At 64.0% G+C, this 24091-nt stretch carries 18 protein-coding genes; 14 read left to right on the forward strand and 4 right to left on the reverse strand.

The features are described from left to right. Window positions 1-101: 101 nt before the first annotated feature. The 10 genes from VGH98_25255 (at window position 102) to VGH98_25300 (ending at window position 15350) form a co-directional block, all read left to right on the forward strand. Window positions 102-1856, forward strand: coding sequence for a serine/threonine-protein kinase (locus VGH98_25255; GenBank protein ID HEY2379315.1), 1755 nt, complete (start codon window positions 102-104; stop codon window positions 1854-1856). A gap of 147 nt (window positions 1857-2003) precedes the next feature. Beyond that, the gene (locus VGH98_25260) at window positions 2004-4946 is read left to right on the forward strand and encodes a SusC/RagA family TonB-linked outer membrane protein (protein HEY2379316.1); all 2943 of its coding nucleotides are present in this window, start codon (window positions 2004-2006) and stop codon (window positions 4944-4946) included. Window positions 4947-4962: 16 nt separating this feature from the next. Continuing rightward, entirely contained in the window at window positions 4963-6240 is a 1278-nt protein-coding gene (locus VGH98_25265; GenBank protein ID HEY2379317.1) for a RagB/SusD family nutrient uptake outer membrane protein, read from the forward strand. Continuing rightward, window positions 6237-8000 (forward strand): CocE/NonD family hydrolase, encoded by a 1764-nt coding sequence (locus VGH98_25270; protein ID HEY2379318.1) that lies wholly within the window; start codon window positions 6237-6239, stop codon window positions 7998-8000. The genes VGH98_25265 and VGH98_25270 overlap by 4 nt, the downstream gene beginning before the upstream one ends. After that, window positions 7997-10225 (forward strand): amidohydrolase family protein, encoded by a 2229-nt coding sequence (locus VGH98_25275; protein ID HEY2379319.1) that lies wholly within the window; start codon window positions 7997-7999, stop codon window positions 10223-10225. The genes VGH98_25270 and VGH98_25275 overlap by 4 nt, the downstream gene beginning before the upstream one ends. 40 nt (window positions 10226-10265) lie before the next feature. Continuing rightward, window positions 10266-11099, forward strand: a complete 834-nt coding sequence (locus VGH98_25280; GenBank protein ID HEY2379320.1) for a hypothetical protein — start codon at window positions 10266-10268, stop codon at window positions 11097-11099. Window positions 11100-11190: 91 nt separating this feature from the next. Next, entirely contained in the window at window positions 11191-12333 is a 1143-nt protein-coding gene (gene menC / locus VGH98_25285; protein ID HEY2379321.1) for an o-succinylbenzoate synthase, read from the forward strand. Further along, window positions 12330-13544: a M20 family metallopeptidase gene (locus VGH98_25290; protein ID HEY2379322.1), complete on the forward strand. Its 1215-nt coding sequence runs from the start codon at window positions 12330-12332 to the stop codon at window positions 13542-13544. Before menC ends, VGH98_25290 begins: the two co-directional genes overlap by 4 nt. A gap of 132 nt (window positions 13545-13676) precedes the next feature. Continuing rightward, window positions 13677-15041 (forward strand): amino acid permease, encoded by a 1365-nt coding sequence (locus tag VGH98_25295; protein ID HEY2379323.1) that lies wholly within the window; start codon window positions 13677-13679, stop codon window positions 15039-15041. A gap of 87 nt (window positions 15042-15128) precedes the next feature. Continuing rightward, on the forward strand, window positions 15129-15350 hold the full coding sequence (locus VGH98_25300; protein ID HEY2379324.1) for a hypothetical protein: 222 nt from the start codon (window positions 15129-15131) through the stop codon (window positions 15348-15350). Window positions 15351-15375: 25 nt separating this feature from the next. Here the strand turns inward: VGH98_25300 and VGH98_25305 are convergent, their stop codons facing one another. Beyond that, on the reverse strand, window positions 15376-16272 hold the full coding sequence (locus tag VGH98_25305) for a M55 family metallopeptidase (protein ID HEY2379325.1): 897 nt from the start codon (window positions 16270-16272) through the stop codon (window positions 15376-15378). Window positions 16273-16486: 214 nt separating this feature from the next. Between VGH98_25305 and VGH98_25310 the strand changes: the two genes are divergently transcribed. From VGH98_25310 to VGH98_25325, 4 genes are all read left to right on the forward strand, one after another. Continuing rightward, entirely contained in the window at window positions 16487-16954 is a 468-nt protein-coding gene (locus VGH98_25310; protein ID HEY2379326.1) for an FKBP-type peptidyl-prolyl cis-trans isomerase, read from the forward strand. A 51-nt stretch (window positions 16955-17005) separates the two neighbouring features. After that, window positions 17006-19003 (forward strand): acetoacetate--CoA ligase, encoded by a 1998-nt coding sequence (locus VGH98_25315; GenBank protein HEY2379327.1) that lies wholly within the window; start codon window positions 17006-17008, stop codon window positions 19001-19003. A 69-nt stretch (window positions 19004-19072) separates the two neighbouring features. After that, entirely contained in the window at window positions 19073-20197 is a 1125-nt protein-coding gene (hppD, locus tag VGH98_25320; GenBank protein ID HEY2379328.1) for a 4-hydroxyphenylpyruvate dioxygenase, read from the forward strand. 22 nt (window positions 20198-20219) lie between these two features. Then, the gene (locus tag VGH98_25325; protein HEY2379329.1) at window positions 20220-21413 is read left to right on the forward strand and encodes a homogentisate 1,2-dioxygenase; all 1194 of its coding nucleotides are present in this window, start codon (window positions 20220-20222) and stop codon (window positions 21411-21413) included. A gap of 11 nt (window positions 21414-21424) precedes the next feature. On the opposite strand, the gene VGH98_25330 is transcribed toward VGH98_25325, so the two are convergent. The 3 genes from VGH98_25330 to VGH98_25340 form a co-directional block, all read right to left on the reverse strand. After that, window positions 21425-22303 carry a hypothetical protein gene (locus tag VGH98_25330; GenBank protein HEY2379330.1) on the reverse strand — a complete coding sequence of 293 codons (879 nt, stop codon included), beginning with the start codon at window positions 22301-22303 and terminating at the stop codon, window positions 21425-21427. 15 nt (window positions 22304-22318) lie between these two features. Beyond that, a complete protein-coding gene (locus VGH98_25335) occupies window positions 22319-22789 on the reverse strand; it encodes a hypothetical protein (protein HEY2379331.1) in 471 nt (156 codons plus the stop codon). 461 nt (window positions 22790-23250) lie between these two features. Beyond that, window positions 23251-24051 carry an enoyl-CoA hydratase/isomerase family protein gene (locus tag VGH98_25340; protein ID HEY2379332.1) on the reverse strand — a complete coding sequence of 267 codons (801 nt, stop codon included), beginning with the start codon at window positions 24049-24051 and terminating at the stop codon, window positions 23251-23253. Window positions 24052-24091: the final 40 nt, after the last annotated feature.

Here is a 24091-nt window from a genome sequence, read left to right on the forward strand (position 1 = left end):
CGCGAAGGATCTGCTTTTGGACCTCTCAGACCATCGCTGGCTCCGTCGCGGCCGCGTTCAACCCAGTAAATGATTGCTGCCGAGACGAAGCCAGCGATCCTTTGAGAGATCCAAAAAGCAAAGAGCAGATCGTCGCACGCCGCATTGGCGTATCGCTGCTCGATGTCGTAGCATGGGGGATGACGGACACCGCTGAATTCACAGCCCGTTCGCGCGCGCTCGCGCCCGACTTCACGCTCGAGCGCGAGATCGGACGCGGCGGGATGGGCATCGTCTACCTCGGTGTCGACGTACAGCTCGATCGGGCGGTCGCCATCAAGGTACTCCCCGAGCTGCTCTCGGGTGTGCCCGAAGTGCGTGAGCGCTTCCTGCGCGAGGCGCGCACGGCCGCGAAGCTCTCGCATCCGAGCATCGTGCCGATCTACCGCGCTGACGAGACGGACGGCGTCGTCTACATCGTGATGGCCTACGTTGATGGTGCATCGCTCGCCGATCGGCTCGCGACGCAGCCAGTGCCGGCAATTCGCGACACCTGTCTCATTCTCCGCGACGTCGCGCTAGCGCTCGACTACGCGCATGCGCACGGCGTGGTGCATCGCGACATCAAGCCCGAGAACATTCTCGTCGAGCGGGCGAGAGGCCGCGCCTGGGTTACGGACTTCGGGATCGCGAGATTGGCCGAAGCGAAGCCGCTGACGGCGACTGGGCAGGTCCTCGGCACGGTACACTACATGAGCCCCGAGCAGATCAGCGGGGAAGCCGTGGACGGCCGCAGCGATCTCTATTCGTTAGGCGTCGTCGCCTTTCGCGCGCTCACCGGCCGCTTGCCCTTCGACAGCGAGACGGCGTCGGCGGTGCTCGTCGCGCACGTCGTGAAGCAGCCACCCAAAGTCCGTGACGTCGCGCCGCACATTCCCGTGGCACTCGCCGCCCTGATCGATCGCTGCCTCGCCAAGGACGTCGCGGTGCGCTGCGCATCGGGCGGGGACTTCGCCGATGCACTCGACCGCGTGCTGCAGGAGCTCGATGCGAATGCGCCAACGCCGACGGCCGACGCGATCATCTCCGAGCGCGAAGCACGCGCGCTCTGGTCGCGCGCTGCCGAGCTGCAGGCGTTCACGGGTACCTTGACGCGTCCACCCGCGCCGGAGCGAGCCGCAGCAGTCGCCAAGGAAAGCGATCGGCGGACCATGACGAGCGGGTATCGTCTCGATGACGCGCGCTCGGCCGCGCTCGAGGCAGGGATTCCGGAGCGGTATGTCGAGCGTGCGGCGGCCGAGCTGGGGCTGGCGCGCGCGATGCCTAACGCGGACGCACCGCCGGTCGTGCACAATGGGACGCCGAGTGGATCGCGCTGGGCGGGCTCGCCGACGTCGATTCTCTACGAGGTCGAGGTCGTGGGCGAGGTTCCCGAGTCGGAGATGTATATCCTGATCGACACGATTCGGCGTCGCATCGGCGAGGCGGGACACGCGGGCGCGATCGGTCGCAGCGTGTCGTGGAGCTCGGCGTCCAAAAATCGGAACCTGCTGGTGACGATCATCGCGCGCCACGGGAAGACGTCGATTCGCGTCGACGAGCGTTTGACGCCGCTTGCGGGAGGGATCTTCGGCGGCGTGATGGGCGGCGTTGGGGGCGGTTCCGGGGGATTGGCGTTCGGGATCGGTATGGGCGCGATGCATTCAGCCGCGATGGCTTTCGGCATCTGGGGCGCGATTATCGCCAGCAGCTATGCGCTCGCGCGAACCATCTACGGAGCGCAGGTGCGCAAGCGGCTCACAGCGTTAGGCGAGCTGACGGATGAGTTGGCGGCGCAGGCTCGTGATGCGATCAAGCTGTTACCGCGAGGATCCTGACCCGTTTCCGCGAAGCCCTTGACACCACCGCAAGAGGGCTGTCATGATAGCGCCGTAAGGTTTGGCATACCAAAATTGTGTACCACGCGGACGGACGGTCGTCCGTGCGGCGACGTGGCCCCAGTCTCTCGCTCCGGGAGAATTCCCATGCGACTTGCCGCTCTGGTGTCCCTCCTCCTCACGACAATCCCCACACTCAGTGCGGCGCCGCAAGCGACGGGCGTCGTCAGCGGTGTCGTCCTCGCCCATCAGTCGCTGCGCCCACTCGCGGGCGCGCAAGTCGGCGTGGTCGGCACGCGCCTCGGTGCGCTGAGCGACGCCAACGGCCGCTTCCGCCTCGCGGGAGTAGAGGGCGACAGCGTCTCGCTCGACGTCCGTCTCATCGGATTCCAGCCTGCCAAACTCGTCGCGCGTGTGGGCGACGCCAATGTGCGCGTCCTGCTCAGCGAGGTCGCCGTCTCACTCGACCAGGTGGTCGTCACGGGGACCGCTGGGGTCACCGAACAGCGTGCGATGGGCAATCTGCTCGAGAAGGTGCAGACGGAAGACGTCGTGCGCACCGCGCCAGTTGTGACGCCGCAGCAGCTGCTCGAGGGACGCGTTGCGGGGCTCGTCGTGTTGCCGGGATCGGGAAATATCGGTACCGGCAGCACGATGCACATCCGTGGCGTTGCGAGTCTGTCCCTCACGAATCAGCCGCTCATCTACGTCGACGGCGTGCGTGTCGACAATTCGGCATCGGGTGGCCCTTCGATTCGAGACGGCGCGCAAGTCGCGCGCATCAACGACATCAACCCCGAGGACATCGAGTCGATGGAGGTCATCAAGGGGCCGGCGGCGGCAACGCTCTACGGCACCGAGGCCTCGAGCGGCGTGATCCAGATCATTACGAAGCGCGGACATGCGGGCGTGGAGACGTACGATTTCGCGATGCAGCAGGGCACGAGCTGGCTCGCCGATCTCGGGCAGAAGGTGCCGACGCTCTGGGGAGTCGACAGCACCGGCGCCCTAACGAGCGTCAACCTCTATGAAAAAGAGAAGGCCGCGGGCCGCGATCCATTCCAGACCGGCACGATCCAGGGATATACGGCGCGCATGAACGGCGGCACGGACGCCGCCCGCTACTACGTGTCCGGCGCGTACGATCGGTCGACGGGAATCGAGTCCTACAACTGGCAAGACAAATACTCCGGCCGCACCAACCTGAATCTGATGCGGAGCGAGAAGGTGCAGGTGTCGGCCGATCTCGGGTACACGCACACGTTGACGCGGCTCGGCCAATCGGCAACGGGATGGGATCTTTGGAGCAACATCGTGTGGGGCTCGCCGGCGCGCCTCAACACCGCGACGCGTGGTTTCCTGCGCGCCCCGCCCGAGGCCTCGTCGCAGATCGAGTCGATGGAGGACATCCAGCGCGTCACGGGCAGCCTGCAGCTGCTGAACAAGCCGACGCGATGGTTCAGCCATCGCCTAACGATCGGGACCGACGCCGCCAACTCCATCAGCTCCGTGCTCTTTCCACGCGATCCGGCGGGCGCGGCGTACTTCTTCGGAACGCTGAGTCTCGGACAGAAGACGGAAGATCGCCTAACGACGACCTTCAACACCATCGATTACTCGGCGACGGCCACCGCCAGCCTCCCCTTCGCGCTCGCCTCGGCGAGCTCGTTCGGATTCCAGGACTACTCGAAGCGATACGCCAGTGCCGAAGCCGTGGGCAAGTCGTTTCCGTCTCCATCCGTGACGTCCATCGGCGGCGCGGCGATCACGACCTCCACTGAAGATCTCATCGAGAACAAGACGGTCGGATTCTACGTCCAGGAGCAGGTGAGCCGAGCGAACCGACTGTTCCTCACCGCGGCGCTGCGGGGCGACAACAACAGCGCATTCGGCGCAAACTTCAAGCACGCGCTCTATCCGAAATTCAGCGGCAGCTGGGTCGCGAACGAGGAGCCTTTCTGGCACTGGACCAGTGTGAATGCGCTGCGTATTCGCGCCGCATATGGCAAAGCGGGAAAGCAGCCCGACGTCTTCGCCGCGCAGCGATTGTATCAGCCCGCCACGGGTCCGGGCGATGCCGCTGTGATCACGCCGCTCGCGATCGGCAATCCGGATTTGCGTCCCGAAGTCAGCAGTGAAGTCGAGCTCGGATTTGACCTCGGTGCGTTCGACGATCGGATCGGCGTCAATTTCACCTACTACGACCAGATGGCGCGCGATGCCATCGTCCAGCGTCAGGTCGAGCCATCGCTCGGTTTTCCTGGATTCCAATATGTGAATGGTGGACGCGTCGCCAATCACGGGACGGAGCTCTCTCTCGATACGCACCCCATACGTCGCCGCCGTCTGGACTGGGCGATCGGCGGGCAGATCGCGACCAATAACAACCGCGTCGTGACGTTAGGCGGTCTTCCACCGATCTCGCTCGGCAGCAGCCAGTTCGACCGGGTTGGCTACCCCGTCGCCGGCTTCTTCGCGAAGCGCGTGATCTCGGCGCAGCTCGATCAGACGGGCAAGCCGTCCAACCTCATTTGCGCGGGAGACGCCAGCACGAACAACCAATCGGTGCCGTGTGCATCGGCCCCTTTGGTGTACTGGGGCACACCGACCGCGCGATGGACCGGCAACGTCAGTAGTAGCGTGACACTCTGGCGCAGTCTGCGGCTGTACGGGCTCGTCGACTTCCGCGGCGGCCAAACGATCAATGACGGCGACGTCTCCGCAGCACATACGGCGTTCCGCAACAGCAAGGCGATCAACGAGAAGACCGATCCGATTCTGATGGCGTACGACCAGCTCGGCACCATCGACCAGCTCGGATTCTTCAAGGCCGGTTTCGCGAAGCTCCGTGAGCTGTCCGCGACGTACACGCTCAGCGGGCGCCCCCTTCAGCGCCTGGGCGCATCGGGCGCATCGATCAGCATTGCCGGCCGCAACCTCGCGACGCTCTGGCGCGCACAGAAAGACATCTTCGGGGAGATCATCGCCGATCCGGAGATCGGCATCCCGAGCAGTGAGCTATCCAACTACGTCCAATCCGTCGTCCCGCCGCTAGCGCAATTCGTGGCGACGTTCCGGCTCACCTTCTAGCGGCATCGAGGCTACCATGCGTCTTCCGACACTTGCGATGTCTCTGCTTCGCGGTCGCGCGCGCGACACGGTCCTCGCCGCGCTGACGCTGAGCAGTCTTGGCGTGGCGGCGTGCAAGGGAATTCTCAGCGTCGATCTGCCAACACGCGTCTCCGCCGGAGTCCTCGATGATCCGTCGTTCGCGCCGACGATGGTGCAGGGCGCCATCGCGGATTTCGAGTGCGCGTATACCAACTATGCGGCCGCGACCGGCCTCTTGACCGACGAGCTGATCGAGTCCACCGGCTTCATTGCCTGGTTCAGTTGGGACCTGCGACGCATTCCGTCCAGCAACTCGAGTCTTGGCGGCAACACCTGTACCGGTGCTGGTTATGGCGTCTACACGCCGCTGCAGACGGCGCGGTTCTCCGCATCGGATTCGTACAAGCGCGTTCAGGGGTTCGCGGACGCGTCCGTGCCTAACAAGACCTCGCTTCTCGCGACCGCCGCGGCCTACGAAGGTTTTTCGCTGACGCTCCTTGGCGAGGGTTTCTGCCAGATGGCGGTCGATGGCGGGCCGTTGATGACTCCAGCGCAAACGCTCGCGCTCGCGGAGGCGCGATTCACCGACGCGATGCAGCTTGCGACGACGGCGAGCAACGCCTCCATTCTCGACTTCGCCACGCTCGGGCGGGCGCGCGCCAGGCTGGACGAAGGCAACAAAGCGGGAGCGGACGCCGACGCGAAGCTGGTGCCGCAAGGCTTCGTGCTGAACGCGACATACGACGCCGCCGCGGAGCGACATCGCAATCGCGTCTACGTCGACAACTTCGTCAATCTGTATACCTCGGTCGATCCACGCTTCCGCAGCCTGACCTTCGGCGGCGTCGCCGATCCGCGCGTCCCGACGAAGAACGCCGGCCGCCTCGGTAACGATGGCGTGACGCAACTCTGGCAGGAGCTCCGCTACACCGGAGAAACGTCCCCGATGCCCATCGCTACGTGGAACGAAGCGCAGCTCATCATCGCCGAGGCGGAAGGCGGACAGGCAGCCGTGGACGCGATCAATCGCCTGCACACGGCAGCGGGTCTGCCGGCGTTCAGCAGCACCGACGACGCAACGACCATGGCGCAAGTGTACGAGGAGCGGCGGCGCGAGCTGTTCCTCACCGGGCACCGGATCAACGATATGCTGCGCCTGAGCATTCCATTTGATACCGGAAACGACGCGAAGGGTCAGCCCTTCGGGACGACGACGTGCCTGCCGCTTCCCGATGTAGAAACACTAAACAACCCCAACATCACGCATCCATGACAGCGCGCAGCGTAGCGACTCTCTTCGCTCTGCTCTCGCTCGGAGCGAGCTCGGCCCGAGCACAGGACACGTCGGTCATCAAGTATCCGATGCTCGTGCGATACAACGTCCGAGTCCCGATGCGGGACGGCGTTCATCTCTCCATCAACGTGTTCCAACCACGGACGAGGACGAAGCATGCCACGGTGATGATCCTGACGCCGTACGGTAAGGACCTCGGCAATCCGTTCGAGGAAGCGTGGTCTTTCGTGAAGCATGGCTACGCGTTCGTGTCCATCGACGCGCGCGGCCGTTATGACTCGGACGGCGATTTCACGCCCAATCGGGGAGATGGCCCGGATGGCAGTGACGTGATGAACTGGATCGCGCGGCAACCGTGGTCCGACGGACGGATCGCAACCTACGGCGGTTCGTACCTGGGCAAGGTGCAGTGGGAAATGGCGAAGCAGAACAATCCGCACCATGTCGCCATCATGTCCTACGTGTCTCCCGCCGACGACTGGAACGACGAATCCCGCTACAACGGCGTGCCCAAGCTCGACCTCATGTACACCTGGATGATGGGTATGTACGGGCGCGTCGGGCATCCAGCCGCCGGCTTCGATTGGGGCAAGTTGATGCGAGGTCTGCCGCTCACATCGCTCGACACCGCCGCCGGACGCGACATGCCGTTCTGGCGACAGCTCATGCTCCATGATCGGCTGGATGCGTTCTGGATGCCGTCGCAGATGACCGGCTCGTACGGCAAGTTCGACATTGCGAGCTTCAATGTGACGGGCTGGTACGAGGGTCAGCTCAAGGGCGCGGTGCAGAACTTCACGAACGCGGTGAAGTACTCCAAGACGCCTGGCGCGCACATGTTGGTCGTCGGCCCCTGGCTCCATGGCGTGAATCGCAATCGCGTCATCGGCGACCGCGATGCAGGCCCGCATGCGATCATCAATCTCGACAGCATTCGGGACGCCTGGCTCGACAGCCGATTGCTCGGCGCACCGAATCCGGATCTGCCGCACGTCTTGTATTTCCTGCCGGTCAAGAACGAGTGGCACAGCGCAGCGTCCTGGCCGGTTCCCGGAACGACATTCACGTCTTTTTATCTCGCGAGCAATGGCAACGCGAACACTCTGCACGGCGACGGGTTGTTAGGCAGCGATGCCGCCGCGCAGCGCGTGCCGTCCGACACGTTCACGTATGATCCCGCGAACCCCACGCCGTCGCTGAGCAGCCGTACCGCGGGCGCGCGCGGCGGTCTGCCGCAAGGTTCCGTCGACAGCCGGAAGAACGAGGAGCGAGGCGACGTACTCGTCTACACTGGAGAGCCGCTGGCCCAAGGCATGGAGGTCACCGGTCCGGTGCGCGCGACGATCTACCTCTCGACGAACGTTGTCGACACGGACATCGCGCTGAAGCTGCTCGACGTGTACCCGGACGGTCGAGCGCACAACCTCACCGAAGGGATCGCGCGCGCGAAATATCGCACCTCGCCCAGCTCACCGGAGCTGATGCGACCCGGGCAAGTCTACAAGATCGACGTGGAGCTCTTCCCGACGAGCAACTGGTTCGAGGCTGGTCACCGGATCCGGCTCGAGGTCGCGAGCAGTGACTTCCCGAACTTCGCTCGCAATCTCAACACGGCCAACTCCGATTCGGGGACAGAGATCAAAGTGGCACACACCACGATCCTGCATTCGCGTCAATACCCGTCGGCGATCGTGTTGCCGGTTGTGGGTGCGGGCCAGACCGTAACGCTGGTGCCGTGACGACGCGTCGACCCCTGAGGATTGGAGCTGCGTTCGCCGCCGCGCTCGTACTCACTGCGGCGGTCGAGCGAGAGACGCATCACGAGTCGGATATCGTGCGTAGGTCGGTGCCGGTCGCGCCGACCTACGACCTCGTGATCGCGAACGCGCGCGTCATCGATCCCGAGACCAAACTCGACGCGACACGAAACGTGGGGATTGCGAAAGGAAAGATCGCGGTGATGTCCAGCGCGCCGCTCGCTGGCCGCACGAGCATCGATGCGCGAGGCCTCGTCCTCGCGCCCGGTTTCATCGATGTGCACGCCCACGGACAGGACGCGGAGAACTATCGCTACTACGCAATGGACGGCGTGACCTCGGCCATGGAGCTCGAGCTCGGGACCGACGACGTCGATGCATGGTATGCCGAGCGGGCGGGGAAGGCGCTCGTGAACTATGGCGTTTCGATCGGGCACATGCGCGTCCGCATGCGCGTGATGAAAGACTCGAGCCGCACGTATGCGAGCGGCGATGCGGCGCACCGGGCGGCGAGCGATTCGGAAATTGCGTTGATACGCGCGCGAATCGTGGATGGTTTGGAGCGTGGTGCGATCGGCGTCGGCTTCGGGCTCTCGTACACTCCCGCGGCATCTCGATGGGAAGTTCTCGAGGGATTTCGCGCAGCCGCTGCCGTGGACGCGCCGGTGTTCGTGCACATGCGGTACATCGGCGAGCAGGAGCCGGCGAGCAGCGTTGACGCGCTCGAGGAAGTACTTGCTGCGGCGGCGGTCTCCGGAGCTTCGCTGCACGTGATGCACGTTCATAGCAGCGGGCTGCGCGCCACGCCACGGCTGCTGCAGATGATTCGTGAGGCACGCGCGCGAGGACTCGATGTCACGACCGAGGCCTACCCATATACGGCCGGGAGCTCGGGAATCGAGTCGGCGCTTTTCGACCCCGGCTGGCAGCAGGCGCTCGGGATCGACTACCACGATATCGAGTGGGCGGCGACGGGCGAGCGCCTAACGGCGAGCACCTTCGCGATCTACCGCAAGCAACATGGCATCGTGATTGTCCATATGATCCCCGAGGACGTCGTCGCCACGGCGATTGCGAGTCCACTCACATTCGTTGCAAGCGATGCCCGGATGCAGAACGGGCATGGCCACCCGCGGAGTGCCGGCACCTTTGCGCGTGTACTCGGCCACGATGTTCGCGACACGCATACGCTGTCCCTCATGGACGCGCTGACGAAGATGACGTTGATGCCGGCGCGCCGTCTCGAGCATCGACTGCCGGCGATGCGGCACAAGGGGCGCGTTCAGATCGGAGCCGATGCCGACCTGGTGGTATTCGATCCAGCAAGCGTGATCGATCGTGCGACCTACGCGCAGCCGGCGCAGTACTCAGAAGGCTTCGAGTATGTGCTGGTGGGTGGCGTGCCGGTCGTCTGGCACGGGAAGTTGAGAGAAGACTCGTTACCGGGCCGGCCCCTGCGCGCGCCGCCGGCGCCGCAACGGCCGATCGGGGCCGCAGCGTTAGGCGACTCTGACCGCGGGCGTCCGACGGGTTCCGATCGGACGCAGCGGAACGGCTTCCATCGGCAAGTCGGCGTTGGCGGCCGCGACGCGACGCGCGGTGCGCCGGCGCAGCCGAAACAAGCGACGGACCGCTTCGCTCATCCCGAGGGCGACGATGCTGTGCCTAACGGTCTCCTCGCAGTATCCGATGCGCGCGGCGACTTCCTTGAGCGAGATAGTTCCCTGACGCCGGACCTCGCGCAGGATCGCCAGCACGTCGATGTGCTTCGTCGCGCGATGCCTCCCGAGTCCCGCCTCCATGACACACTGCCGCACCGACGTGCGGCCGCTGCCAAGGACGAAAGCGATCTCTTCGACCGTCGCGCCGCCCAGGTAGAGCGCCATCACCCACGCGTCCCGCTGCTCGCGGTTCAGTCGCGGTGTGCGCGGAATGTCGGTGCGGGCGGGAGCGTCGGCGCTCGTGATGACAGTCCGTGCGGTGAAGGTGCGCATCCGAAATACCTGGGTGTGAGGGAACGCATGCGTCGCATCGTCGCGAGTGCCAACGACTACATCAGAGGAGGGAAGCGCCTGCGCAATGGAGACGCCGTGACTGGAAGCGCGGTAACAGTGTCCCTTGCGCCGCCACTCGGGTGTCGAACCGGTCGGCCCTTCCGGGTAGGGCAGCGTGTCCGAGCCGTTGAGTGCACTCGTGAGCGCGACTAGCTTCTCGCCTTCCCCGAGAACGAGCACGCCTCCGTCGCGCATGTCAGCTTCCGACGTCGATATCCGTCCGCTCCGCACGCAGAAGGAGCTCCACGCCTGCGTCGCGCTCCAGCACGAAACATGGGGCGACGAGTTCACGGACGTGGTGCCCGCGAGCATTCTCAAGGTCTCACAGCGCGTCGGCGGTGTCGCCGCCGGTGCCTTCGACGCGCACGATCGGCTGCTCGGCTTCGTCTACGGGCTCACCGGCGTCGAGCATGGCCGGATCGTCCACTGGTCCGACATGCTCGCGGTTCGTCCCGAAGCGCGGAACCTTGGCCTGGGCCGCCGGCTGAAGGAATATCAGCGCAGAGTCGTGCAGCAGCTCGGCGGCGTCGTCATCTATTGGACCTACGATCCACTCGTTGCGCGCAACGCTCATCTCAACTTCAACGTGTTCGGCGTGCGGATCGCCGAGTACGTGGAAGACATGTACGGCGAGACGGAGAGTCCCTTACATCAGGGCATTGGCACGGATCGTTTCGTGGTCGCGTGGCCAGTGCCTGACGCGGACGTGAAGCGGCGGCTGGCGGAGACGCACGCCGCGGCGGTCGACCGCCAGCTTCTCGAATCGCCGGTCCTGAATCCCGGCAACAGTGCTGCCGCAGCGGACGGCGCAATCCCTGATCGCGCGCGCATCGAGGTGCCGACCGACATCAATGACCTGCAACATTCGGATCGCAACCGCGCGATCGCCTGGCGTCACTCGACACGGGCCGCGTTCGCCCGTGCACTCGCGGCGAAGCTCACCGTTCAGGGTTTTGTAATCGATGAGTGCGCGCACCGCGGCCATTACCTGTTGGCGAGAGGCGATGGGCGAGGGGCCCGCATCTAGGGAACGGCAGGCCCAGCCTAACGCGTGACCGTTCCTCGCCCCTCGTCCTGAATCCCTAGCCCCTATTCTCTAGCCCCTAGCCCCTCCTTCCATGCTCCGTCTCGACCGCCTCGTCCTGCGCGAGATCCGTCTCGCGCTCAAGGAGCCCTTCCGGATTTCGTCTGGCGTTTGCACCGAACGCCGCATTCTTCTCCTCGAGCTGTATGACGCCGACGGCGCCGCGACGTGGGCCGAATGTGTCGCCGGCGAGCAACCGAATTACACTCCGGAAACAATCGACACGGCATGGTTCGCGATTCGCGAGTGGCTCGCGCCGCGCCTGCTCGGCCGGAGCTTCGACGGCCCCGAGGTAATTCACAGCGTGCTCGAGCAGAATGTGCGCGGCCATAACATGGCGAAAGCGTCGCTCGAGATGGGGATGTGGGCGCTCGCGGCGACGAAGGAGGGTGTCTCGCTGTCGCATCGCCTCGGCGGCACGCGCGAGCGCATTCCCACCGGAATCTCGCTCGGCATCCAGGCCACGCCCGACGCACTCGTCCAGCGCGCGAAGGCCGCGTTCGCTCAAGGGTATCGCAAAATCAAGCTCAAGATTCAGCCGGGACAGGATGTCGAGTACGTGCGCGCGGTCCGTAACGCGCTCGGGCCGGCGGTGCACCTCATGGCCGACGCCAACTCCGCCTACACGTTGTCCGACGCCGACCATCTCGCGCAGCTCGATGCGTTCGATCTGATCATGATCGAGCAGCCACTCGGCCGCGACGATATCGTTAGGCATGCCAAGCTCCAGAAGCGTCTCAAGACCCGCTTGTGTCTCGACGAGTCGATCACCGACGCCGACCGCGCCGAGGACATGATCGAGCTGGGCTCGGGGAAGATCATCAACATCAAGCCCGGCCGCGTTGGCGGGTTCACGGTCTCGAAAACGATTCACGACATCTGTGAGCGCAACAAGATCCCGGTGTGGTGCGGCGGCATGCTCGAGAGCGGCGTCGGTCGCGCGCATAACGTGGCGCTCGCATCGCTACCGAATTTCAGCCTGCCGGGCGATCTCAGCCCGAGCGCGCGCTACTGGGAACGCGACGTGGTGACGCCCGAATGGACGATGGACGCCGACGGAATGGTCCTCGTCCCACGCAGCCAGCCTGGGATCGGGATCACTGTCGATACCGGCCGAGTCGAGGATTTGACGGTGAAGCGCGAGGCGCTCGAGAGCCGCTCGATGGCCACACGATGACGGTCGCGCCGGCAGCATCGGACCTCCCGGCGGCTGTTGAGAATCTTTTTACTGGGGCGCTCCGGCAATCGCTGATCGAGCTGCGTCGCGCGATCCACTCCGATCCCGAGCTGTCGTTTCAGGAGGAGCGTACGGCACAGAAGCTCGAGCGTGCGCTCGCGTCGATCACTGGCGCGACCGTACGCCGCGTCGCGAAGACCGGCGTCGTCGCTCGGATTCGCGGCCGGAATAGTGCCGCGCCGCTCGTCGCTGTTCGGGGCGACATCGATGCGCTGCCGGTACGCGAAGAAACCGGTCTGGCCTTCGCATCGCATAACGATGGCGTCATGCATGCGTGTGGACACGATGTGCACGCAACGTGGGCAGTTGGTGCTGCGGCGCTTCTCGCCGAACATCCGGCCGCCGGTGACGTGCTGATAGTGCTCCAGCCCGCCGAGGAGACCGGCCGCGGCGCGCCGGCGATCATCGAGACCGGCGCGCTCGACGACGTCCGCGCGATCTTCGGCGGCCACGTCGACCGCCGCTTCCCCGTCGGCCAGGTCGTTGCCGACGAAGGGCCGCTCGCGGCGTCCGCCGACATGTTCGTGATCGAGTTGCTCGGGCAGGGTGCACACGCGGCGCGCCCGCACGAGTCGGCGGATCCCATCGTCGGACTTGGCGCGCTCATTGGCGCGATCCAGACTATCGTGTCGCGACGTTTGAATCCGGCCAATCCCGGTGTCGTCACGATCGGCACGGTGCGCGCGGGCACCGCGTCGAATGTGATTCCCGATCGCGCGACGCTCACCGGCACGGTACGAGCCGTAGACGCCCCCTCGCGACGCCTGATGCTCGACGAGGTGCGTCGCATCGCCGAGAGCATCGCTGCTGCCTATCGACTCACCGCGAACGTCGAGCTCGAGCTGGGCACACCGCCGATCGTCAATCCGCCTAACGCGACGGCATGGGCGCGCCGTGCGGCGACATCGCTTCTCGGGGAGTCGAGCGTGGTCCCACTCGGCTTTCTCAACCTGGCGGGTGAGGACTTCGCCCATTATATGGAGCGTATTCCGGGTTGCTTCCTTCGTATTGGCGCCCGCGAGCCCGGTGGTGTCGCCATTCCCGCGCACGCGCCGAAGTTCTACGCAGCCGAGGAGAGCATCTTCGTGGGCGCTGCGGTGCTCGCCGAGGCGGCGCGAGTCGCGTCGGCCGCACTGAGTCCCGAACGGTGAGGGCTGAGGGCAGAGGGCAGTGGGTGGTTCTGACTGGCGGCGGCCTGCTCCGCGATTAACTTCGCTGCGGTCTCGACTGCCCTCCAACGCGCTACGCTCTGCGCACAGCGCTCTATCGCTCTACCAAGAAAAATGGCCTCCCTCAATCGCACGCTCACGCTTCGCGATCTGATCCTCATCGTCATCGGCACAGTCATCGGCTCGGGGATCTTCCTCGTGCCCGGCGTGGTGCTGAAGCAGAGTGGCGGATCGATTGGTGTTTCGTTGCTCGTCTGGCTGGCGGCCGGCGTGCTCTCGCTCCTCGGTGCGTTCACCTATGGCGAGATGGGGGCGTCGAAGCCGGACGCCGGCGGTCTCTACGTCTATCTTCGCGACGCGTTAGGCCCGCTTCCGGCTTTTCTCTACGGCTGGACGATGTTCTTCGTCATCGCTGCGGGATCCTGCGCGACGCTCGCGGTCGCCTTCACGAACTACCTCGGGCAGTTCGTTGCGCTCTCGCCGATTGCCGGAAAGATCGTTGCCGTCCTCATGATCGTTGTCGTGATGGTGATCAACGTGCGCGGTACGCGACAGGGTGCGAATGTCCAGGGCATCGCCACGGGGATCAAGGTCGCCGCGATTCTCATCATGAGCGTGCTCCTGATCGCGGTCGGCCACGGCTTCTCGCAAACGCCGCAGATCTGGCCGGCGGCGTGGAATGGATCGCTCTTCGCGGGCGTCGGTGTGGCGATGATCGGCGTGCTCTGGGCGTACGAGGGTTGGCAGTACGTGACGTTCTCCGCCGGCGAGACGAAGGATCCACAACGCGTTTTCCCGTTAGGCATCGCCATCGGCACGGCGGCGATCATCGTCATCTACGTCCTAGCCAACGTTGGCTACTTCGCCGCGCTCGGCGCTGACGGTGCGATGAAGAGCGAGCGGATTGCCGCGGAGTCGATGGCGCTGGCGTTCGGTCCGGCAGCGGGGAAGCTCATTGCCGCGACGATTCTCGTCTCGATGTTCAGTGCGGCGAACGGCATCACGCTCACGGCGCCGCGACTCTATTACTCCATGTCGCGCGATGGCGTCTTCTTCGCCAAGCTCGCGGAGGTGCACCCACGCTTCAGCACGCCCGCGATCGCGATCGTGACGAGCTCGGTGTGGGCGATGGTCCTTGCCGCGACCGGGACATTCCAGCAGCTGCTGACATACGTTGTGTTTGTCGGTTGGATTTTCTACGCCTTGGGCGCGCTCGCGATCTTCGTCTACCGGCGGCGCGAGCCCAACCTGCCGCGGCCATTTCGCACGCCGGGATATCCGCTGACGCCGATTCTCTTCGTGCTTTCCGCCGCGGCGATCGTTATCAACACGATCGCGACGCAACCGCAGAATGTGATCTTCGCGCTCGCGCTCATGGTGCTCGGTGTGCCCGCCTATTACATGTGGCGGAGCCGATTGGCGAAAGCACCGGCGGATGCGTTGAAGTCGCCGTCGTCAAAGGTGCGCGAAAGGGTCTAGCCGCCGCGCGTATCTTGGTGCGCGCCGTGTGAGGCCGGTCACCGCACGCCGCGCAAAAATCGGCACCTTCAGGCGTCCGGAGGTGTCATGTTTGAGAAGCAACTCGAGGTTGGCGCGAAGCTCGTCGTGTCGACCGCTGATGGTGACGAGGAAGACGAAGTGACGCGCGTGCTCGTGACCGCCGTCGATGCCGGAGTGTGGGTCGTCGAGACCGCGCGCAACGGCCGGGTCATCGTTATGAAGGGCCGTGGAGCTTCCCACTGGACGAATCCCCAGCCTTTCGTCCTGGATAACAACACGCTGGCGTAGCGTCGCAAAGCCTAACGGGAAATGGTCAGGGTGTCATATCCGGGTCGTACGTGCCGATGAATTCCAGAAACTTCGACACTTGCAGAATATCCCGACCTTCGAAGCGAATCGCATGGGACGAGGTCCGCTGCACGATCGGCAGGAAGCTGAGCATCTCTGCAGGCGTATAGTTCTTGAACGTCACGTCGAGACGCACGGGCGCGCGCACGACAAATGGCCGCAGCGACGCGCGGCGCTGCACGCCGGCCTTCACCTTCTGCCTGACGAGTAACTGTGCGGCCTCCGGCGTCATCGTCGCCGCCGCGTGGAAGCTGATCGCTTGTTTCACGACGGCACCCTCCATTGCTCCGATGAGCGTCTGCGCTTCGGCGACGGCGACGTTGTCCCCCGAGATCGCGACGATCGGTACGCCGAAATAGCCCGCGATGGCCGCGTTGATTCCGGACTCCGGCATCGCGACGCCATTGAGCTCGACGGCCGCATAGTGAGCGCTCGAGATGGTGTGCGCCCGCACGCCGGCGGGGTTGGTCGTGGCCGCGTGATAGCCGATGAAGACCGCCGCGTCGAAGGTGGAGTCGATGCCCTGCATCATCATCAATGGACGGGGCCACGATCGAATGATGGTCACGTCCGGAGGAAACTTGTCGATGAGCAGACTCTCACCATTGCCGTGCGAGTCGCTGACGACGATCTGCGTCGCGCCGGCGTCGCGCGCTCCAGCGATCGCCGCGAGCGCTTCGCCGGTCATGAACTCCCGAGCACGCTGGTACTCGAAGCCGGTCGGCGAGAGTTGATCCGCCGTGACGACGCCAGCGATTCCCTCCATATCGACCGAGATGTACACCTTCAGGGGGCGTTGGGCGGCGAGCGGAGTGCCCAACAGCAGGAGGAACAATGCGAAACAATGGAAAGAGCGACGCATGGCAGGGAAGGAGGGCGGGGAGCACCGGGATTGTAGCCGCGGCGCAGGGTGAGGCGTCGGAATATCGGCCAACTTAACTCTGGCGGGGTTAGCCGCCAGTAACGGTCCATTCGTCACACTCGTCTCGTCGCGCGAGGGAATCCCCCTCCCGTCCGGCGGATTCCTCACACAGTTTGTACATGCTCCGCGCACCCACCACCCTGGATTCCCGCAAATGAAGCGAATAGCGTTCGTCCTCCTGCCTTGCCTCCTCCTCGCCGCCTGCCTAACGTCGCCCAAGGAGTGCCTGCTGAACCCGAGCGACCCCGCGACCGAGACATTCTCGCCCGCGCTTGGCGTCAATCTCGACTCGATGTTCAAGACGCAGCTTGGCGACTATCTCCAGGACAACGTCGTCGGAACCGGCGTGCTGCTGGACTCGTTGCAGGTGGTGCAGATTCACTATTCGGCCTACCTCAAGGACGGCACACTGATCGATCAAGAGATCAGCACGCCGTTTCCGATCGATCTGAGTAGCACGGCGACACTCGGATTGGCCGACGGGATGCTCGGCATGAACGTCGGCGGACAACGGACCATCGTCGCGCCCTCGGCGAACGCGCTCGGTGCGTGTCCGAATGGACCCGTGCCCGGCAACTCGACGCTCGTGTACAAGGTCGAGCTGCTGCAGATCGGGACCTGACGGTCGGCTGGGTTCGCAACGTCGACGCTCCGCACCAATCGGCAACCCTCCGTGAGCGGCCCGCTGTGGACGCCGTCACCGGCGGACGTCGCGCAGGCTAACGTCACGCGATTCATATCGTTCGTGAACGGTCGCGGCGCGGCTGTTCACGATTATTCGAGCTTGTACGCCTGGTCTATCGCGCGGCCGGAGGAGTTCTGGAGCGCGCTGTGGGAATTCTCCGGCATCGTCGCCGAACGCGATGCGCTGGGGAGCGGGCGAGCATGGCGGTCGGTGCTCATCGGCGGCGATCGCATGGCGCCTCCTGACCCGACGCGTGGTCCCCGCTGGTTCGATGGCGCGCGGCTCAACTTCGCCGAGAATCTGCTCCGCTTTCGCGACGAGCACGTTGCGATCATCGCGTGGAATGAGCTCGGTGCGGGCAGACGCCTCACGTATGCTCAGCTGTACGCGGAGACCGCGCGCCTGGCCGCCACGCTCCGCGCACACGGCGTCCGGGCCGGAGACCGCATCGCGGCGTTCATGCCTAACGTTCCCGAAACGATCATCGCGATGCTCGCGACGGCAAGCATTGGCGCGATCTGGTCTTCCTGTTCTCCCGATTTCGGAGTTCAGGGAGTCATGGATCGATTTGGCCAGATCGAGCCTCGCATCCTGTTCTGTGCCGATGGGTATCGATACTCGGGCAAGGAGGTCGATTCGCTCCGGACAGTCGCCGGGATTGCGCAGCGGATCTCGAAGATCGAGCGCATCGTCGTCGTCCCTTACATGCGCGAAAGACCAGATGTGAGCGAGGTGCCCCGAGCCGTCATGTACGAAGATTTCATTGGCTCGACGCCGGAGCACGAATTGGAGTTCGCGCGACTTCCATTCGATCAGCCGCTCTACGTGATGTACTCGTCAGGCACGACGGGCCTCCCCAAGTGCATGGTCCACGGTGCCGGCGGGACGCTTTTGCAGCACCAGAAAGAGCACCTCCTGCACTGCAATCTCACGCGGGGCGACCGAGTGTTCTACTTCACGACCTGCGGTTGGATGATGTGGAATTGGCTCGCCTCCGCGCTCGCTGTCGGGTCCACGCTCGTGCTCTACGACGGAGCAGCGTTTCTTCGCGGGCGAGCGATTCTGTGGGACATGGCGGCGGCCGAGCGGATCACAGTCTTCGGAACGAGCGCGAAATGGCTCGCGCTCGCCGAGAAGGAAGGGCTCAGGCCACGCCAGACTCACGACTTGTCGGCGCTCGAGTCGATCCTGTCCACAGGCAGCCCGCTTGCCGCGAACAGCTTCGACTACGTGTATGAGCATGTGAAATCCGACGTGCGCCTCAGCAGCATCAGCGGCGGTACTGATCTCGTCTCCTGCTTTGCGCTCGGCAACCCCATCGGTCCCGTCTGGCGCGGAGAAATTCAAGTGCGGGGCCTCGGCATGAAGGTCGAAGTCTTCGACGAAGAAGGACATTCCATCATCGAGCGCCCGGGAGAGCTGGTGTGTACCGCACCGTTCCCGAGCATGCCGATTTACTTCTGGAACGACTCCTCCGGCGAGAAATATCGGTCGGCGTACTTCGATCACTTTCCGAACGTGTGGCGTCACGGCGACTGGGCGGAATTGACCAGCCACGATGGTGTGGTGATCTACGGCCGGAGCGACGCGACGCTCAATCCCGGCGGGATTCGCATCGGCACGGCCGAGATTTACCGTCAGGTCGATCAATTACCGGAAGTGCTCGAGAGTCTCGTCGTTGCTCAGGAGCTGCCCGGCGCGCATGACGACGTGCGAATCGTGCTCTTCGTACGCCTCGTCGCGGGCGAGCTCCTCAGCGAAGCGCTGAAGGAGCGGATCCGCTTACAGATTCGAAGGAACGCGAGCCCGCACCACGTTCCGAAGAAGATTGTCCAGGTCGCGGACATTCCGCGCACGATCAGCGGCAAGATCACGGAGCTCGCGGTGCGCGACGTGATTCACGGTCGGCCGGTAAGGAACCGGGATGCCCTGGCGAACCCGGATGCGCTGGAGCTGTTTCGCGATCTGCCAGAGCTGCGCGACTAGCCCCTAGGCTCTAGCCCCTAACCCCTTCGTATATTCCGCTCAGGGGACACTTTCAGCGCCGGAGCTTCGATGGCGACCGCGACCTTACCAGCGTCAACAGCAACTCAGGACATTTTCCCGATCAACGGAACCGACTACGTCGAGTTCTACGTGGGAAATGCAAAGCAGGCGGCCCACTACTACCAGTCGGGCTTTGGCTTCCAGCTCGTTGGGTATCGCGGACCGGAAACGGGAACGCGAGATCGTGCGAGCTACGTGCTGCAACAGAACAAGATTCGGCTCATCGTCACATCCGCACTCGGACCCGATGGCGAGATCGCGCAGCACGTCAACACGCATGGTGACGGCGTTCGCGACATCGCATTGTGGGTCGACGACGCACGAGATGCCTTTTCGAAGGCCGTCGCGCGTGGTGCTGTGCCGCTGCAGGAGCCCAAGGTGCTCGAGGACGACAGGGGCGAGGTTGTCGTCGCCGCGATTCGTATCTACGGCGACACGATTCACTCACTCGTCGAGCGACGGAATTATCGAGGGCTGTTCATGCCGGGCTTCGTTGCCCGGACGCCGCACTATCAGGCGCCAGACGCCGGACTGCTCTACGTCGATCACTGTGTGGGCAACGTCGAGCTGGGGAAGATGAATGTCTGGGTCGGCTTCTATGAAAAAGTGATGGGCTTCAAGAACCTCATCACATTCGACGACTCCGACATCTCCACCGAATACAGCGCGCTGATGTCGAAGGTGATGGCGAATGGGAACGAGCGCATCAAGTTCCCGATCAACGAGCCGGCGCAGGGCAAGAAGAAATCGCAGATCGACGAGTATCTCGATTTCTACGGTGGGCCGGGCGTGCAACATCTCGCGCTCGCAACGAACGACATCATCAAGACGGTCACCTCGCTACGTGACCGGGGAATCGAGTTCCTCAAGGCGCCGACCTCGTACTATGACGATCTGCAGCGCCGCGTCGGCAAGATCGACGAGCCGATCGACACCCTCCAGGAGCTCGGCATCCTCGTCGATCGCGACCCGGATGGATATCTGTTGCAAATCTTCTCACGCAACGTGCAGGACCGACCGACCGTGTTCTACGAGATCATTCAGCGCAAAGGCGCGCGCGGGTTTGGCAAAGGGAATTTCCGCGCGCTGTTCGAAGCGATCGAGAGAGAGCAGGCGGCGAGGGGGAACCTCTAACGAGCTGCCAGGTGATACGCATATGCCCATCTATCACACGTTAGGCTCCATCCCGCGCAAACGGCACATCGCCTTCCGAAAGCCGAACGGCGGCATCTACGCGGAAGAGCTGATGGGTCACGAGGGTTTCACCGGGACGTCGGCGCTGCTGTATCATGTGCATCCGCCCACGACGGTGAAATCGGTGAAGCGGATAAGAGATCTCAAATACGAAGCCGACCCCGAATCGGCGTTGCGGCACCGCCATTTTCGGACGTCGCAAGCAAAGAGTGGCGGCAGCCCGACGCTCGACCGGCTACCGCTGCTGTTCAACGCCGACATTGCGATGCTCTATGTCGAGCCGGACGAGCAGGACGCGCATTTCTACCGGAATGCGCAGGCCGACGAGGTGGTCTACGTCGCCAAAGGCAGCGGGACGCTCGAATCGGTCTTCGGCGACATCCCGTTTCGTGAGGGGGATTACCTCATCATCCACCGCGGCATCCTCCACCGGTACAAGCTCGACATGAAAGGGGATCATCCAAAGTTCCTCATCATGGAGAGCCGGGGTCACGTGCGCTGGCCCAAGCGATACCGAAACGAATTCGGTCAGCTCAAGGAAGGCGCGCCGTACTCGGAGCGCGACATTCGACGCCCGATCGAGCTCAAGACGCACGACGAGATGGGCGACTTTCGTCTCCTCGTGAAGCAGTACGACGGCCTCAACGAGTTTATCCTGGATCACCATCCATTCGACGTCGTCGGTTGGGACGGCTACTTCTATCCCTGGGCGTTCAATATCTATGACTTCGAGCCGATCGTCGGCCGCGTGCATCAGCCGCCGCCGGTGCACCAGACGTTCGAAGGCGATGGGTTTGTCATCTGCTCATTCTGTCCGCGGCCCTATGATTTCGACCCGGAGGCGGTGCCGGCACCCTACAATCACAGCAACGTCGATTCGGACGAAGTGTTGTATTACGCATCGAGCGAGTTCATGAGCCGCAAGGGCATCGAATTTGGCAGTATCACGCATCATCCGGACGGAATTCCGCACGGTCCGCATCCGGGGCGCGCTGAGGCATCGATTGGCGCGAAGCGCACCGACGAGCTGGCGGTCATGATGGATTCTTTCCGTCCTCTGCACATCGCGAAGCAAGCGCTCGCCATCGAGGAGCCGAATTACCAGAAGAGCTGGATCGAGCAACAGCACGCCGGCTTCAATCCGCCGACGAGCTGACACGAACGCGCCTAACGGCTATTCGCGAGCGAATACAATTGGGCTGCCTGGGCTGCCGTGAGATCGTACGGATCGATCGATTTCGCGACGGGATGGGTGCCGTCCATGCCGATGGCCGCCGCACGGATCCAGCTTCGCCGACACGACGGACAGGTCGCGATACTGAGATTCAGCCCAACAAGGCGCCGCCTGCCGAGCGCTCGCGCGATACGTTCACCGACGTTCGGTAGCTTGATACCGGCTCGCGCGAGCACGTCGTCGAACACCGCGGACGGTGCGCGCTGTAAGAGCTTCCTTGTCCGCGCATAACGACTGCAGGCCGTACATGCTTCGCGCGCCTTGAGCCCGAGCCACATCGTCAATCCGCCGACGAGGAATCCGGCGACCTGCAGCAGCTCGTGCGCATAGCCCAGAAGCCCGAGCTCCGGTGTCGTGTCGATCGTCCGGCCGCCCTGATTCTGAAGCACGAGCTGCATGTGCTCGGTGCGCAGGCGAAGGTAGTACCAGAACGGCACTTCGTCGCTGACTGGCGTCCCGTCCGACAGGCTGACGGTGGCAAAGTCGACCCAGTGCATCAGTAGCCACGTCGACAAGCCGATCGCGAGCATCTCGAAGAGCATTCGTCGGGTGGGCAGCGTCTGCGTCGCTCGCGCCGCGGCGTAATAGCCGCTTGCGGCACCGAGTCCGCCAAGCAGCGCACCCGCCGGAATGACGAACCACAGGGTGAGGCCGAGCATGTCGAGATCGAGCCAGTGTTGCAGTCCGACGTTGACGGCGACGACGGTGATGGCGGCGACAATGCCCGCGAAGGTCGTGAAGACCTCCGCGGACATGTCGCGCATCTCGGAGGCAAATGCCGACCGAACGGGGACCGCGAGCGGCGTGTTCATCGTGCGCGATCGACGTTAGGCAGCGCGTCGCGGTGTCGTGCCGGTGCCGCCCGACGGCATCGGCTGTGTCGCGGCGGCTTGGTACACCGGGCGGCCGTGCTGAGTGAAGACGAGCACGGCGATGCTCCAGAGCACGGAGAAGACGAACATCGTGAGCCACAAGTCCGTCACCTCACCTGGCGTTTCGAGCCAGGCACAGAGCGCGACGGGGAGTGCTGCGATCAGATCGATCGCGTATATCCGCAGCACGCGACGCCAGTTCATCGGGCGCTTGCCGACGAGCTGGAAGTTGTACTGCATCATCGTGCCGTGCCCTTCGGCGCTACCGGGCCGGACGAGCAGCGTCCCGATCGGCAGGATCGGAATGAAGAGAATCGTCAACCACCGCGTTGCTTCGTACGTGTCTTCGGATACGCGACGATAATCGAGAAGCCGAATTCCGGTTCCATTCACGGAGTACGGCTTGAGGAACAAGCGCGTCGACATGATTGGTTAGTGGCTGAGACCCCGAGCCGGGGGCGGGGAATACACCAGCGTGGCTCGCGTTGGTTCGACGTGCCGATGGGCAGTCGCGTCACGCGTTCGCGTTATGCAATGCCGGGCAGATTAGCCGTGTCGTCGCCCTGTGGCGAGAATGCTTTTCTTATCGGAGTGAGCGAACGATCTACATGGAGTTCTGTCCGACCGTCTCGAACTCGTCTTTGAGACGGGTTTCAACTGTTCTCAACACGGACACGGCCGGACACGCGCGGACACCGCCGGACAACAGAAAGAAACCGTGAACAGCTTTTTCAGAAGATCGTCGACGCCCTTTGGTCGTGTCCGGCCGTGTCCGCGCTGTGTCCGGCTATGTCCGTGTCCGCGTTCAATTGTTGATCGCTGCGCCGCCAGTGAGCGGCGACGGTCGGAGATCTCAAAACTGGTGATCCCGCAGTCCGACGACGGCATTAGCTCCTCGCGCCTTGATCGAACGCCGCAATCGCGTTCCTCGTGAAATCGGACAGCACCAGCGTTCCGCTCATCTCGGCCCGCGACTCGAGCAACCGATCCCAGTCATCGGTGCCTTGCCAGAAGATTGCTTTCAGCTGCGCGAGCGCTTGCGGGTTCGATCGTGCGAGCTTGCGAGCGAAGGAATCGAGGCCGCTATCGAGCGCGTTCACGCTGTCGAACACCTTCGCGTAGAGACCGAATTCCTCCGCCCAACGAGCCGTTCGCCAATCGGCGTCGATTGCCATGGCGCCAAAACCGCCGAGGCCAATCTTCTTCTGGATGACCGGTCCGACGACGAACGGGCCGATTCCCACCGCGAGCTCGCTCAATCGTATCGATGCCGATTCCACGGCCATCGCATAGTCGGCCGCCGCGACGAGGCCGACACCTCCGCCGACGGTTTTTCCGTGCACCCGCGCGATGATCACCTTGGGGCACCGCGTCATCGCGAGGATCACGCGCGCGAAGCCCATGAAAAACTCCTTACCGCCAGCGGCGTCGCGGATGCTCCTCAGCTCATCGAACGATGCGCCGGCACAGAACGGGCTACCCCCCGTGTCGCCGCTCCGGAGGACGATCACGCGCACCTCGTTCTGCGTTCCGAGTCGGTGAATCTCGGACGCGAGTCGAGCGAGCAGGGCGGCGGGCAGCGAGTTGCCCTTGGGATGCGTGAAGCGAACGGTGGCGATCGCATCGGTGATGGCGACGTCCACCTCGCCGTCGGCGGTTTGCGACCTCGAGATCGTCAAATCGGGCATTGCAACACGCTATACGCGCCGTGGCCGGCGCGCCACGCTT

Source organism: Gemmatimonadaceae bacterium, assembly GCA_036496605.1.
GTDB lineage: Bacteria > Gemmatimonadota > Gemmatimonadetes > Gemmatimonadales > Gemmatimonadaceae > AG2.